Genomic DNA, 16,148 nt, shown 5'->3' with positions numbered 1-16,148 from the left:
CAAAATATGTTTGCTTTACTTGGTAAACCAGGTTATGAGGATAAGAAAAAAGAATTAGAAGAACGTTTATAATATCAACATAAATTTAAATAAAATAATCATTTAAAGCCTAGGACACGATGAGCTGTCTTAGGCATTTTTAATATATTGGCAGTCAATGACTCAATTGAATATATACTTATATCAATCTTTTTTAGCATATAGACTTTCATAAAAAGAAGTTTTTGTTTAACGTAAGATGGGGTCAAGAGAAAAGGATTGAATTCGTTGTGAATTCAATCTCATTCTTTTTTAAAAGATTAATATGACTAATGTTAAATCTGTTATCTAGTACTTGTGACTGATTTCTTAGTGAATTAATAGTTTTTTTAAGAAAAGAGTGTAAAATAATTTTATACTCAATAGAGAATGATGAAATTTCAAGAAAGGATTTGATGATATAGTGTTTCATCAAATTGAACATTGGTTTAATGTGTTACAACAATTAGGATACTTTGCAGGTTTTATTATTCTCTATTTAAGAGCTATAATTCCTGTTTTTCCTTTAACTCTCTATGTCATCTTAAATGTTCATATTTATGGTTTTATTACAGGAACTATTATTAGTTGGTTAGGGATCGTCGCTGGAACATTTACTGTATTTTATTTTTGTAGGAAATTCGTTGATACATCTTTTATGCAAAGAGTTAAAGCAAAAAAAGGTGTGAAAAAACTCACACATTTTATAGATAAACAAGGACTTGTTCCTATTTTTATATTAATGTGTTTTCCATTTACACCTAATACAGTAGTGAACTTTGTAGCTAGTTTTTCTCATATTAAAATGAAGAATTATTTTATTATTTTATTATTTTCAAAGCTTATTTCCATATCATTTTTAGCGGTGATGGGTAGAGAAGTGACTACCTTTTTAACTCATCCTATAAGAGCAATTATTTTAATTATTGTTACTATAGTCATATGGTTTATTGGAAAAAGAGTTGAAAAACATTTTATGGGAACACATGAGGAGTGACATTTTGCGTCGAATTATAAGTACAAGTATATCCATTATTTTAGCAATTATTTTTGTGATGTTTATTCAAATTTTTTTACTAAGAAGCACAATTGTTCATACTAATGAAATGGCACCCACTCTAAATAAAAATGATTATATAATGATTAATAAATTGAAAGTGACATTTAATTTATTAAATGAAGGCGATGTTATCATGTATCGTCATCATAACCAAATTCATTTTAGCCGTATTATTGGTAAAACAGGCGAATCGATAGAAATAAGACAAGGCAAATTATATAAAGATGATAGACAAGTGAATAAATATTATGCTAAAAATAGAGATATTAATGATTTCGCATTACGAGATTTGGAAAATACTGATGGGGATATTATTCCACCTGACTCATTTTTAGTGTTGAATGATAATAGTAATACATTAACTGATTCGAGAAGATATGGATTAATTAAAAAAAGTGATGTTATAGGAAATGTATGTCTAAGGTATTATCCTTTTAGATCATTCAACTATGAATTTAATAAATAGATGAGGTGTTATATTTGAAAAAAGAAATAACAGAATGGATTGTTGCGATAGTTGTAGGTTTATTGCTCGTATGGCTTGTAGTCACTTTTGTTGCCAAATCCTATACAATAAAAGGCGACTCAATGGATCCAACATTAAAAGATGGACAACATGTAATGGTTAACATTTTAGGTTATAAGGTAGGGAATATAAAAAAAGGAAATGTTATTGTCTTCCATGCTAATAAATCTGATGACTATGTTAAAAGAGTGATAGGCGTACCAGGAGATAGTGTGACATATAAAAAAGATCAGCTATATATTAATGGAAAAAAAGTAAATGAGTCTTACTTAGACTATAATGAAAAACATAAACAAGGAGAGTACATTACAGGATCTTTTGAGACTAAGGACCTTCTTAACGCTAAACCTAACTCTAATGTTATTCCTAAAAATAAATATTTAGTGTTAGGAGATAACCGTGAAGTTAGTAAAGATAGTAGAGCGTTTGGATTAATAGATAAACAACAAATCGTTGGTAAAGTATCATTTAGATTTTGGCCATTAAATGATTTTAAATTTAATTTTAATCCAGATAAGTAAGATATTAATTTAAAAATGAAAGTAGAATGTCAATTCAGGTGAATTCGCATTCTACTTTTATTTTATCTACTTCACTTTTTAAGAACGTATGTTCCGTGGTAAAATGAGTGTAAAGGAGCGTGTAGATAATGGAATTAAATACATATCTTGGAAGAGCTGGTACCGGTAAATCGTATCATATGATTAAAAATATTAAACAACAAATGAAAGAAAATCCTCTTGGAGATCCTATCATTTTAATTGCGCCTACCCAAAGTACGTTTCAATTGGAGCAATCTTTCGTAAATGATCGAGAGTTAAATGGAAGTTTAAGAACAGAAGTTTTACATTTTGAGCGTTTGAGTTATAGAATCTTTCAAGAACTCGGAGGATTAACTGAAACACGTTTAACTAAAGCAGCTATTGAAATGATGATATTTAATATCGTTCAACAACACAAATCAGAAATGAAATTATATCAATCTCAAGCAGATTATTATGGTTTTAGTGAAAAATTAAGTGAACAAATCCAAGATTTTAAGAAATACTCTGTAACACCTCATCAAATTGATTCGTTTTTAGAAGATAATGAAATACAAACAAGAACCCGTCATAAACTAGAAGATATTTCGCTTATTTACCATTATTTTGAAGAACGATTAAATGGAGAATTTATTACTGCTGAAGACAGTCTTAATTATTTTATTGAAATTATGCACAAATCTGAGTGGATTAAGCATGCTGATATTTATATAGATGGATTTTATAACTTTTCAACACTTGAATATCAAATTATTAAAGCATTAGTACAAAATGCTAAACAAGTTACTGTATTATTAACTACAGATGGTAATGAAGATCACTTTAGTATGTTTAGAAAACCTTCTGAAGTAATTATTCACTTAAAAGAAATTGCAAATGAATTACATATACCTTTAAATGAACATTATTTTACAACACCATATCGTTTCAAAAATAAGGATTTATTACAATTAGAACAACAATTTGACGCACTTCAAGTTAATCCAACTCAATCACATGGTTATATTGATTTACTCGAGTCATCGAATATGAGAGAAGAAGTTAATGAAATAGCACGACGTATTATTAAAGATACACGTGACAAACACTTTAGATATCAAGATATTGCAATTTTATATAGAGATGAAACATATGCCTATCTATTTGAATCTATTTTGCCACAATACGATATTCCTTATAATATTGATACTAAAAAATCAATGACACATCATCCTATAATGGAAATGATACGTTCTTTATTAGAAGTGATTCAAACTAATATGGGACTTAGTTCAATGATGAGACTATTTAAAACCAATATTTTATCTAATCAATTTAAAAATAGTAGTTACTTAATTGATCTATTAGAAAACTTTGTCATTGAACGAGGTATTTACGGTAAAAAATGGTTAGATGATAAATTGTTTAATATCGATAATTTTACAAAAATGGGACGTAAAGAGCATCAATTAACTGAAGAAGAAAAAGAAGCATTTGAAGACGTCGTACGCTTAAAGGATGATGTTGTTAATAAAGTACTTCGTTTTGAGCAGGCCATGCTGCACTCTACAAATGTTAGAGATTATGCAACTGCATTTTATGAAACAATGGAAGCTTTTGATTTACCTAAACATTTAATGGCCCATCGTGATGAACTAGATTTAAAAGGGGACCATGAGAAGGCAGAAGAAATTGACCAATTATGGAATGGATTAATACAAATACTAGATGATTTAGTCACAGTATTTGAAGAAGAAGAAATGAGTTTAAATCGATTCTTAGAAGTATTTGACATTGGACTTGAACAACTCGAATTTGTAATGATTCCCCAAACATTGGATCAAGTGAGCATAGGGACTATGGATTTAGCAAAGGTTGATAATAAAAAACACGTTTATATGGTTGGGATGAATGATGGAGTGATGCCACAGCCCATGTCATCTTCAAGCTTAATCACCGATGAAGAAAAACGTTTGTTAGAGGAGCGGGGAAGTGTTGAATTAAGTCCAACCTCTGATATCTTACAAATGGATGAAGCATTTGTATGCTACATTGCTATGACACGTGCATGTGAACAAATGACTTTTTCATATAGTCTTATGGGGATGCAAGGAGATGAAAAAGAGAAAAGTCCATTTTTAAATCAAATCCAAGTACTGTTCAGTAATTTGGATATCAAAAATATTCATTATCTTCATCATGCTGATCCTCTTACATTAATGGAACATCCACATCAAACTAAAATTCATTTGTTTGAAGCATTGAAATCGTGGTTGGAAGAAGAAGCGGTAGCAGATACGTGGCTTGATGCTTATAAAGTTATAAGTGAAAATGAAGAATTAAATGACAGTATAAACTATTTATTAACAGCATTAACATATGATAATGAAACGATTCAACTTACACCACAATTGTCAGAAGCATTATATGGAACGTCTATTAATGCTAGTGTTTCACGATTTGAAGGTTATAATGATTGCCCATTCCAACATTATGCTACTTACGGCCTTCGTTTAAATGAACGTACCAAATATCAACTTGAAAATTTTGATTTAGGTAATATTTTTCATAATGCTTTAAAATATATTTCGGATAAAGTAAATGGAGAATTTAGTCAACTGGATAATCAAAAAATCCATGCCCTTACAGAAGAAGCTCTACAACATGTCTTACCACAAGTGCAATTTAATTTAATGGATTCCAATGCATATTATCGTTATGTATCTAAACGTATAGGTGTCATTGTTGAAAGTACGTTAAAAGCACTTCGTTATCAAAATGAAAATACTAAATTTAGACCAAAACGTTTTGAAACTGTTTTCAGAAAGAAACCAAGAACTGAAGAAGAGTTAATTGCACATCCCTTAACGACGACACAAGGGATACCGATTAATATTCGTGGACAAATCGATCGTATTGATGCCTATACAAAAAATAATACAAGTTTTGTAAATATTATTGATTATAAATCATCTAATCATAGCGCCAATTTAAATTTGAAAAAAGTTTATTATGGTAAACAGATGCAAATGATGACGTATATGGATATCGTATTACAAAATTCAGAGCGACTTGGTTTAAGTTCAGAGGTTAAACCAGGTGGATTGTTATATTTCCACATTCATGATGAACGCTTGAAATTTGAAAAATGGGGCGATTTAACTGAAGAGGCATTAAATAAAAAAAATATTAATCAAGCTATTTTAAAAGAATATAAATTAAAAGGATTAATCAATAGTGATGCTGAAGTTATAGATGCTATGGATATAAGACTTAACGAGATATCTAAATCAGATATTGTACCTGTGACATTGAAAAAAGATGGAGGTATTAGTGCACGAGGAAGTCAAGTTGCTGATGAAACAACGATTCATAAATTTATTCAACACAATAAAAATAATTTTATTGAGACTGCCTCAAATATTATGGATGGTCACACAGAAGTAGCTCCACTTAAATTTGAAGACAAATTACCATGTGAATTTTGTAGTTTCCAGTCAGTATGTCACGTAGATAGTCTTATTGATAGTAGACATTATCGTCATGTAGATGAATCGATTAATCCAATTCAAGTAATTCAAGAGGTCGAATTAGAAAGCGGTGAGGACAATGAATAATATTCCGATAAAACCTAAAGATGCACAATGGACGGAGGCACAATGGAACAGTATCTATGCAAAAGGGCAAGATATACTAGTTGCAGCAGCAGCTGGCTCAGGAAAAACAGCTGTTCTAGTTGAACGTATTATTCAAAAAATCTTAAGAGATGAAGTAGATGTTGATAAATTACTTGTAGTGACATTTACGAACTTAAGTGCTAGAGAGATGAAACATCGTGTAGAACAACGTATTCAACAAGCTTCATTAGAGGATCCTAAGAATGAACACTTAAAAAGTCAACGTATAAAAATACATCAGGCTCAAATTTCTACACTGCATAGTTTTTGTTTAAAAGTGATTCAACAACATTATGATGTTATCCAACTAGACCCTAATTTTAGAACGATGAGTGAAGTAGAAAATATACTTTTATTAGAACAATCAATTGATGAAGTACTAGAACATCATTATGAAGATCCTGACATTGAATTTTTGACTTTAGTCGAACAACTATCAAATGATAGAAATGACGATAGATTTAGAGAAATTTTAAAGCGATTTTATTATTTTAGTATAGCTAATCCTTCACCATTTAAATGGTTAGATTCATTAGTCGATCCTTACGAGAATGATGAGAAGCAACAAGACTACCTTAAAGAATTAAAACTACTTTCTGAAATATATATGAAAGCAGCATTTGACTCACTTCTTGAAGCAGAAAATCTTTTATCCCATTGTAATGCTGTTGAAAAACATTTAGAAGTTGTCCAAAGAGAGAAAATGATATGCCAAAGAATATTAGAAGATGGTGTTTTGAATAGAGATGCACTTCTTAATCATACACCTGAAAAGTTTCCACAAATGTCATCAAAAATAAAAAAAGAAAATGAAGATTTAGAGACACTTGAAGATATTAAATCTTTCTATAAAGAATATAATGAAACCATTCAAAATGTAAAAAATAAATATTTAATGCGTTCAGTAGATGAACTTAAAGAAGATATGAAACAGTTAGCGCCTCGAATAAAATATTTAGTTCAAATCATTAAAGATATTATTAATGATTTTGCTAAGAAAAAACGTAGTAGAAATGTACTAGATTTTGCAGATTATGAACATTTTGCCTTACAAATATTAACAGATGAAAAAGGGACTCCTTCTACTATCGCTAAAGATTATCGTCATCAATTTGAAGAAATACTTATTGATGAATATCAAGATACCAATCAAGTACAAGAGGCAATTATATCTACTATCAAACGTGGTGATGAATTAGATGGCAACTTATTTATGGTGGGAGACGTAAAGCAATCTATTTATAAGTTTAGGCAAGCGGATCCTACATTGTTTATGGGTAAATATCATCGATTCACTAAAGAAGGGCAACAAACGGGACTTCGAATTGACTTATCTAATAACTTCCGGTCAAGAAAGGAAGTACTTTCAACGACTAATTATCTTTTTGATCATATGATGGATGAAGCAGTGGGAGAAATTAATTATGATGCTGATGCACGTTTATATTTCGGAGCTCATTATTATCCAGAAAAACCAATGCCACTCGAATTGCATGCGCTTATTAAATCTGAAAATGAGGCCACAAACTTAGATAGACAAGAACAAGAAGCATATTATGTAGTTGAACAAGTAAAGCATATCCTTGACAATAAACTCGTTTATGATGCGAAAAATAATGCCTACCGTAAAGCAACTTATAAAGATATTGTTATTTTAGAACGTGGAATGAGTAATGCTAGACGTTTGCAAAAAGTATTTAAAGATAATAATATTCCGTTCCATGTTAATAGTAAGGAAGGTTATTTTGAACAAACGGAAGTACGACTAGTACTATCGTTTCTTAGAACGATTGACAATCCATTGCAAGATATTTATCTAGTTGGTTTAATGCGCTCTGTTATTTATCAATTTACTGAAGATGAACTTGCTGAAATTCGAGTAGTCAGTTCAAACGATGATTACTTTTATCAATCAATTTTACACTATATAAAATATGATCAAGCTAACGCACAATTAGTGGATAAATTACGTCGTTTTATTGAAGATATACATTTATATCAAGATTATGGGCAAACACTTCCTGTGTATCAGTTAATTGATAAGTTCTATAATGATCATTATGTCATTCAATATTTTAGTGGACTAATTGGTGGTAAAGGCAGACGTGCTAATCTTTTTGGATTGTTTAATAAAGCAATAGAATTTGAAAATTCTACGTTTAGAGGACTTTATCAATTTATAAGATTTATCGATGAATTGATAGATCGTAAAAAAGATTTTGGTGAAGAAAATGTGATAGGCCCTAATGATAATGTAGTTCGAATGATGACAATTCATAGTAGTAAAGGTTTAGAGTTCCCATATGTTATTTATTCTGGTCTTTCTAAGAATTTTAATAAAGAAGATATTCGGAAACCTTTAGTATTAAATCAAAAATATGGTTTAGGAATGGAGTACTATGATTTAACAGACAATATTTCTTACCCATCACTTTCATCTGTAGTTGTTAAAGCGTTAACAGAAAAAGAATTGATTTCTGAAGAGATGCGTTTAATGTATGTGGCATTAACTCGTGCAAAAGAACAGCTCATTCTAATCGGAACGGTAGATAAAGAAGAAAAATTAAGAAAGTATGAACGTTTGCCTATTTCAAATCAACTCATTGCCCTTCATAAAAGATTATCAGTAGAACGACCTTTTAATCTGGTATATAGTATTTTAGCGAAACACTTATCTCAATCTATCACATCTGATTATCAATTTGAGACATCTATCAATCAATTAGATGACAGTTTGAAACCATATGTAAATTTGAAAATCATTCATTTTGATGATTTATCTTTAATAAGTGATTCAAATGAGACATTACCTCGAACTATCAATGATATTGAAGAAGAGGCTCCGAATAATAAAGAAAATGAACAACAAATGATTCATCAATTAACGTTTAAGTATCCATTTATAAAAAATACTCAAAAGCCGTCAAAACAATCTGTATCTGAATTAAAACGTCAACTAGAAACTAAAGAAGATGGAACAAGTTACGATAGAGTAAGGCAATATCGCATTGGTGCTTATACTTATGAACGTCCTAAATTCTTAAGACAAGAAAGAAAACGTAAAGCTAATGAAATTGGTACATTGATGCATACCGTTATGCAGCATCTTCCATTTAGAGAACAACGATTAACTGAAACAGAGTTAGATGACTATATTCATATGTTAATTGATAAACACATTATTGAAGAAGACGCTAAAAAAGATATCCAATTTGAAAGAATTATGGAATTTATTCGTAGTGACTTATATATGAAAATTGCACAAGCTGATGAAGTATATAGAGAGTTACCATTTGTAGTTAACCAAGCACGTGTAGATGAAATATCAGATTTAGATGAAGATGTCTCCATTATCCAAGGTATGATTGATTTGATTTTTATTAAAGATAATCAATATTATTTTGTAGATTACAAAACAGACGCTTTTAATCGAAGAAGAGGGCTGACAGATCGAGAAATTGGAATACAATTACGTGATAAGTATAAAATTCAAATGAAATATTACAAAAACACCTTAGAAACAATACTAAATAAAAGAGTGAACGGCTATTTATATTTCTTCCAATTCGGTGAGATGAGCATTGAAGATACTTTATAATATGGAGCTTATTTTATTTTAGAAAAGATGCGTCAAATTTCTAAAATTTCAGACATATATATTTGTTATTTATTAATAATTAAAGTTATAATATGAATAAGATATAGATGAGGAGTTGATAATGAATGAAATTTTTATCATTCAAATACAATAACGCTGAATCATATGGCGTTAAAGTAAAGCGTGAAGACGCTGTATGGGATTTAAAACAAATTTTTGCTGAATTTGGTGAAGGAGACTTCCATCCACAAACGTTACTTGAAGGTTTACAACAAAACCAAACACTTGATTTCCAAGAACAAGTACGTAAAGCAGTAGTAGCTGTTGAAAATAGTGGAAAAGCAGATCAGTATAAATTCTCATTTAATGATATTAAATTTTTACCTCCGGTAACACCACCGAATAATGTTATTGCTTTTGGTCGTAATTATAAAGATCATGCCTCTGAATTAAATCATGAAGTGCAACGTTTATATGTGTTCACTAAAGCAGCTTCTTCTTTAACTGGTGATAACGCAACAATTCCTAATCATAAAGATATTACAGATCAGTTAGATTACGAAGGTGAATTAGGAATTGTTATCGGTAAATATGGTGAAAAGATTCCTAAAGGCTTAGCACTGGATTATGTTTATGGCTATACCATTATTAATGATATTACAGACCGCACTGCTCAAAATGCACAAGATCAAGCATTCTTATCTAAAAGTTTAACAGGTGGTTGCCCAATGGGACCCTATATTGTTACTAAAGATGAATTACCTACTCCAGAAAATGTTAATATTGTCACTAAAGTAAATAATGACATTCGCCAAGATGGAAATACGAGTCAAATGATTAATAAAATTGATGACTTAATTCAAGAAATTTCTAAATATGTTGCTTTACATCCAGGTGATATCATTGCAACTGGTACCCCAGCAGGTGTAGGAGCTGGATTACAACCACCTAAATTCTTACAACCAGGCGATGAAGTTAAAGTAACTATTGATAATATTGGTACTTTGACAACTTATATTGCTAAACAATAATGCTAGTTATGTTTAAAGCGAGAGAAGCTAACGCTTCTCTCCTTTTTAAATTTTAAGACTTAAAAAGTGGTAATGTGTTATGATAATTGAGAGAAAGAGATTATAAATATTGGAGGTAATCAAGTCTTGTTACATATGCATATTGTGAGTTGGGTTTTAACCATTGTGTTATACATTATTGCATTTTTACACATTTCAAAATCACAAGGGCCAACACCAACTTTTAAATCATTACATATGGGGCTTAGAGTTTTTATGCTCCTTACATTATTCTCAGGATTTTGGGAATTAATTAAAGAGTTTATGGCAGCGAGTCATGGTGAGGGTGGCAACCACATGCTCCTTACTTTAAAAATGTTATGTGGCTTAGGTGTTGTTGCTTTAATGGAAGTATCATTAGCTAAAAGAAAAAAACATGCACCTAGTCATGGCTTATTTTGGGCAACAATTATTTTAATTATTATTACTATGGCTCTTGGAATTATCTTACCATGGGGCCCATTATCTAAATTGTTCGGTTTAAGTTAAGTAAAAAGGATCGTTTGAGTGTCTACTCAAACGATCCTTTTTATATATTGCGTGCTTTGTAACCAATTATATTGATTAAATCTTTAGGATGACTATAAGGAGGGGCATAGGCAACTTCAAATTCAGCCAATTCATCTACTGTAAGTTGATTCATCATAGCCATTGATAAAATATCAATACGTTTATCGGCGCCTTGTTTTCCAACTGCTGCGGCGCGTAATAATTGTCTATTATCTTTATTAAAATAGACACGTAAGTGTAAGGGTGTATTACCTGGGTAATATTCTGCGTGTGCACCAGACGTAATCTCAACCATCTCATAATTAAATAGATTTAATTCTTCAGGTTTTATTCCTACGCTCGCAAAAGTGTAGTCAAAAAATTTTACAATATTTGAACCAAGAAAACCTTTAAATGTAATATTCTCATTACCTGAGAGTTGTTCTGCTATAATACTTGCTGCACGATGAGCGCCCCAAGCTAAAGGTACTTGAGCATTCATATTTACATGGCGATAGTGTGAGGTGATGACATCACCTAGAGCATAAATATCAGGTATATTTGTTTTAAAGCAATCATCAACAGGAATAAAACCTTTTTTATCTATATGAATATTTGATGAACGTAAAAATAATGAATTAGGATGAGTTCCTATACCTTCAATAATGATATCGAAATCTTCATGTATACCAGATTTAAAATAAACAGTATGCGCTTGAATTGATTCAATTTCTTCATTTAATCTATATGAAATGTTTCTTTGCTCAATTTCGCTAAAAATCGCTGCGTTCATATCTTGGTCCATTAATTTATTGACTTTATCTGAACGATGAATCCATGTCACATCAAGACCACGTTGATAAAGATTTTCTAATACTTCTAATGAAATGTAACCAGCACCGACAACTAATGCTCGCTTAGCTTTATGATGAGTAATATATTGATCGATTTGGTCCATATCTTCTGCATTTCTTAGAGTGAAAGTAAAATCATTAATAAATCCAAGAGTATTCGCACTAGCGCCAGGACTTAAGATTAATTTGTCATAAGTTTCGTCGAATGTTTCGCCAGTTTGATGATTTAATACACGTACGACATGTTGTTGATCGTTTACTTCAATTACTTCATGATGTGTTTTAACTACAATATTTTTCTTCTCTTTAAAAATGTCTGGTGTAATAGGTAATATTTGATGACGATCAGAAACGAGATGTCCAATATAGTAAGGTAAACCACAATTAGCAAAACTCATATCTCGATCTTTTTCAAAAATGATAATGTCACTTTCTTTATCTAAGCGACGAATTTGACTTGCACATGTTGCGCCCCCAGCCACAGCACCAACTATAATAATTTTAGCCATACATATCCTCCATAACTAAGAAGTAAACAAGTGAGATACAATTATAATTTTTAGAATCTTACTTTAAATACTCTCGTTTTTATTATTGATAAGGTAGTCCTAGTTTGAAAAATTCATTTAAGTAACGCCCAATTCCATCTTCGTTATTGGAATAAGTGATATAATTAGCAATATGTTTTAAATCATCTAAACCATTGTCCATAGCAATTCCGTATTGAGCATATTTAATCATTTCTAAATCATTATCTTCATCTCCAAATGCAATAATATTAGAAGAATCTATATTTAAATATGATTTAACATAGTCAATGCCACGAGCTTTACTAATACCTCGTTTTACGATTTCAATAACAGGAAAAGGTGCACCCCAACGACGATGTTCAATATTTTCAGCATAAAAACGAGTTAACATTTGTTTAATACGTGTGATATTAACTTCTTCAGCTTCCACTAATATGGAAGTTGGAGATTCATCAAGTTTTTCTAATAAATTGCCTGTTTGAATTTTAGGATTGCCCATTGAAAAACCTTCAAATAATCGAGGATCATGATTATTGATAAAGACACTGTCTCTAACTTCAGCAATAATGTTTGTAACATTAGCTTTTTGAAGTGCCTCTATAATACTTCTAGCGATATCTACATCTAATACCTCATGTTTGGTTTCAAAGTCATCTGCTTTTGGATGATGAATGTAGGCACCATTAAAATTAACAATAGGTGTATTCATATTAAGTTCATGATAATATATTTGGCTTGCACGATAAGGACGTCCAGTTGCAATCATTAAATAATGACCTTGTTTTCGTAAGGAAGTTAAAACTTTTTTTGTATATCCGCTAATTTCTTTATTATCATTTAATAATGTTCCATCTAAATCTAAACAAATTAAATAAGGTTTCATAAATATCTCCTTGCATGCGATTCATAAATATTAGTTTATTGTATCATAGCATTTTATTGGCGTTTTGTCGGATATTTGATATATTAGTGTAAAGATAATTATTGAGAGGTGATACTAATGGAAGAAGCATTAAAAGATAGTATCCTTGGCGCTTTGGAAATGGTAATTGACCCTGAATTAGGCATAGACATTGTTAATTTAGGTTTAGTATATAAAGTAAATGTTGATGATGAAGGATTATGTACTGTAGAAATGACACTTACATCTATGGGCTGTCCACTTGGACCACAAATCATCGATCAAATTAAGACAGTATTAGCCGAAATTCCAGAGATTCAAGATACAGAAGTTAATATTGTTTGGAATCCGCCATGGAATAAAGATATGATGTCTAGATATGCAAAAATCGCATTAGGCGTTGGATAAATTTAAGTGAGCTCGACAACATTAATTGTATAAGCTATTTATTATGAAGAGCTAGATACAATATTTAATAGAGAGTAGGGGATGAATTTTTCTTCTACTCTTTTTTTAATATATGAGAATGTGACAATTTTATTTTTAAATGAGTAAAAAAGAAATGACACAATTGTAATATAAATTGAATTTACTTCTAGGTTATACTACAATACATAAGACTTATATCTTAAGAAAAGTATAATTTTCAACAATTAAGAATTAATCAATGAAAATGAATTTATATTTTATTTAATTGTATATCAAGTTTTCAGTCAACTTAGTATAAAACACAGAATCATATTATACAGTGTATTAAATTCATAGACTATAGAATGACCAATCATACATATAAATTTCTATAATTAACTTTATTGTTATTCTGATTTTAGTGCGTTTATATCTAATGAATTTATTGAAAATTTATTATTTAATAGGGAAAGAATGTGAACAATGAAACAAAATTTAGAAAAGGGCGTGCACGATAAAACAAAAATGCGCTATATGCCTGGTTTAGATGGTCTAAGAGCAATTGCCGTATTAGGCATCATTATATATCATTTGAATAGAAAGTGGCTAACTGGAGGGTTTATTGGCGTAGATACTTTCTTCGTCATTTCAGGATACTTAATTACAAGTTTACTTTTGAGAGAGTATGAAGAAAAAGGAATTATTAATCTTAAACAATTTTGGATTAGACGAATAAAACGTCTACTGCCAGCGGTGATAGCTTTATTAATAACAGTTGGTATTGCAACTTTATTATTTGAACCTCAACAAATTATTAGAGTTAAACATGATATTATTGCAGCGCTATTTTATGTTTCAAATTGGTGGTATATCGCTAAAGATGTTAACTATTTTGAACAATTTTCATTCATGCCTCTTAAACATTTATGGTCTCTTGCTATCGAAGAACAATTTTATTTATTTTTCCCGTTCATTTTAGTGATATTATTACTTACGATTAAAAAATATCGTAATGTGACACTTATATTTTGGATAGTATCATTGGCCTCTTTATTAGAAATGGTCGTTATATCACAACCAAATGTGGGATATTCGCGTGTTTATTTTGGTACAGATACTCGTTTACAAACATTATTATTAGGCGTCATATTAGCATTTGTTTGGCCACCATTTAAATTAAAAGCTAATCCACCACAACTATTACGTCGTGCAATAGATGGTATTGGTATAGGTAGCCTACTTATCTTAATTATTTTATTCTTTACAGTTAACGACGATAGTGATTGGATATACAATGGTGGATTTTATTTGATATCTTTAGTGACATTATTTGTTATTGCAAGTGTTGTTCACCCATCTACAATGATTGCTAAATTTCTAGGACATCCTTTGTTAGTGTATATCGGAAAACGTTCATATAGTTTATACTTATGGCATTTCGCCGTCATTAGTTTTCTACATATACATTTTGTTGATGGTCAGTTACCAATATATGTATATAGCTTAGATATACTATTAACTGTGGTGTTTGCGGAATTATCTTATCGTTATATTGAAACACCATTTAGACGTGAAGGGTTAAGAGCATTTTCTTTTGACCGATTACGTAGACCTAAATTTATAAGAACAATAGTTACTATAATAGCTGTGATTCCATTGCTATTAATATTTATGGGGGCATTTGATCGATTTGGAAAAGATGAAATTGCAAATAAAGCAAACAGTTTTAATACAAGTACTGCTGATAAATATTTAGTTAAAATGATGCCCGGTGAAAATATTAAGTTAAATGGACAAACAAGTAAGAGTGAGAATAAAGATAAAGTTTACACAAATATCAGCCCATTACTTATTGGCGATTCAGTTATGGTAGATATTGGTGAAGAATTTAAATCTCAAGTTCCTAAAGCAACTATAGATGGTAAAGTAGGTCGTCATTTACAAGAAGCCCTGATAGTTGCAAATAATTATACTAATTATAATAAACCATCAAATCAAGTTGTATTAGAACTTGGTACAAATGGAGATTTTACTCAAGATGAGCTTGACCAACTGATTAGTAAATTTGGGAAAGCCAAAATATATTTAGTTAATACAAGAGTACCGAGAAGCTGGCAAGATAATGTAAATAAACAACTTTCAGACGCAGCTAAACGACATAAAAATGTTGTTTTAGTAGACTGGTATAAACGCTCTGCTGGTCACACTGAATATTTTGCATCTGATGGTGTGCACTTAGAACATAGTGGTGTACAAGCATTGTCGGACGAAATACTAAAAAATATGACTAAAAAATAAATAATTAAAAAGGATTAACTAGTTGAGGATGCTCACACAGTTAATCCTTTTTTAACATTTAAGAAAAAATGAAGGTAACAATGTTTAATAGTAAGGTGATATGTAAATGATGTGTGAAACGTAAATAAATGCTTGATATGATAGGATTTATTGAATTATTAAAAAGATAAGTAAAAGTGTTGATTAATTAGCAAAGAA

At 30.2% G+C, this 16,148-nt stretch carries 11 protein-coding genes; 9 read left to right on the top strand and 2 right to left on the bottom strand.

Annotated elements, in window-relative coordinates; all coding sequences use genetic code 11:
• Positions 1-439: 439 nt before the first annotated feature.
• The 7 genes from HMPREF3046_RS06455 (at position 440) to HMPREF3046_RS06425 (ending at position 10,959) form a co-directional block, all read left to right on the top strand.
• The gene (locus HMPREF3046_RS06455) at positions 440-1,015 is read left to right on the top strand and encodes a TVP38/TMEM64 family protein (RefSeq protein WP_037555865.1); all 576 of its coding nucleotides are present in this window, start codon (positions 440-442) and stop codon (positions 1,013-1,015) included.
• A 4-nt stretch (positions 1,016-1,019) separates the two neighbouring features.
• Entirely contained in the window at positions 1,020-1,544 is a 525-nt protein-coding gene (gene lepB, locus HMPREF3046_RS06450; RefSeq protein ID WP_070717710.1) for a signal peptidase I, read from the top strand.
• A gap of 14 nt (positions 1,545-1,558) precedes the next feature.
• Positions 1,559-2,125, top strand: a complete 567-nt coding sequence (gene lepB / locus HMPREF3046_RS06445) for a signal peptidase I (protein WP_070717708.1) — start codon at positions 1,559-1,561, stop codon at positions 2,123-2,125.
• Positions 2,126-2,253: 128 nt separating this feature from the next.
• Entirely contained in the window at positions 2,254-5,742 is a 3,489-nt protein-coding gene (gene addB / locus HMPREF3046_RS06440; protein ID WP_070717706.1) for a helicase-exonuclease AddAB subunit AddB, read from the top strand.
• Entirely contained in the window at positions 5,735-9,400 is a 3,666-nt protein-coding gene (addA, locus tag HMPREF3046_RS06435; RefSeq protein WP_070717704.1) for a helicase-exonuclease AddAB subunit AddA, read from the top strand. Before addB ends, addA begins: the two co-directional genes overlap by 8 nt.
• Before the next feature lie 125 nt (positions 9,401-9,525).
• On the top strand, positions 9,526-10,431 hold the full coding sequence (locus HMPREF3046_RS06430) for a fumarylacetoacetate hydrolase family protein (protein WP_070717701.1): 906 nt from the start codon (positions 9,526-9,528) through the stop codon (positions 10,429-10,431).
• 126 nt (positions 10,432-10,557) lie between these two features.
• Positions 10,558-10,959, top strand: a complete 402-nt coding sequence (locus tag HMPREF3046_RS06425) for a YisL family protein (protein ID WP_070717700.1) — start codon at positions 10,558-10,560, stop codon at positions 10,957-10,959.
• Between the two features lie 40 nt (positions 10,960-10,999).
• Here HMPREF3046_RS06425 and HMPREF3046_RS06420 read toward each other — a convergent pair whose 3' ends face one another.
• Positions 11,000-12,322 carry a CoA-disulfide reductase gene (locus HMPREF3046_RS06420; protein ID WP_070717697.1) on the bottom strand — a complete coding sequence of 441 codons (1,323 nt, stop codon included), beginning with the start codon at positions 12,320-12,322 and terminating at the stop codon, positions 11,000-11,002.
• 82 nt (positions 12,323-12,404) lie between these two features.
• Positions 12,405-13,226 (bottom strand): Cof-type HAD-IIB family hydrolase, encoded by an 822-nt coding sequence (locus HMPREF3046_RS06415; RefSeq protein WP_070717695.1) that lies wholly within the window; start codon positions 13,224-13,226, stop codon positions 12,405-12,407.
• A 117-nt stretch (positions 13,227-13,343) separates the two neighbouring features.
• Here HMPREF3046_RS06415 and HMPREF3046_RS06410 point away from each other — a divergent pair, with 117 nt between their 5' ends.
• On the top strand, positions 13,344-13,652 hold the full coding sequence (locus HMPREF3046_RS06410) for a metal-sulfur cluster assembly factor (protein WP_002448080.1): 309 nt from the start codon (positions 13,344-13,346) through the stop codon (positions 13,650-13,652).
• A 483-nt stretch (positions 13,653-14,135) separates the two neighbouring features.
• Positions 14,136-15,950 carry an acyltransferase family protein gene (locus tag HMPREF3046_RS06405; RefSeq protein WP_070717693.1) on the top strand — a complete coding sequence of 605 codons (1,815 nt, stop codon included), beginning with the start codon at positions 14,136-14,138 and terminating at the stop codon, positions 15,948-15,950.
• Positions 15,951-16,148 lie beyond the last annotated feature (198 nt).

Source organism: Staphylococcus sp. HMSC070D05 (genome assembly GCF_001815595.1).
GTDB lineage: Bacteria > Bacillota > Bacilli > Staphylococcales > Staphylococcaceae > Staphylococcus > Staphylococcus hominis.
The sequence above is the reverse complement of the archived record's forward strand: the minus strand, read 5'-3'. Positions and strand labels throughout refer to the sequence as shown.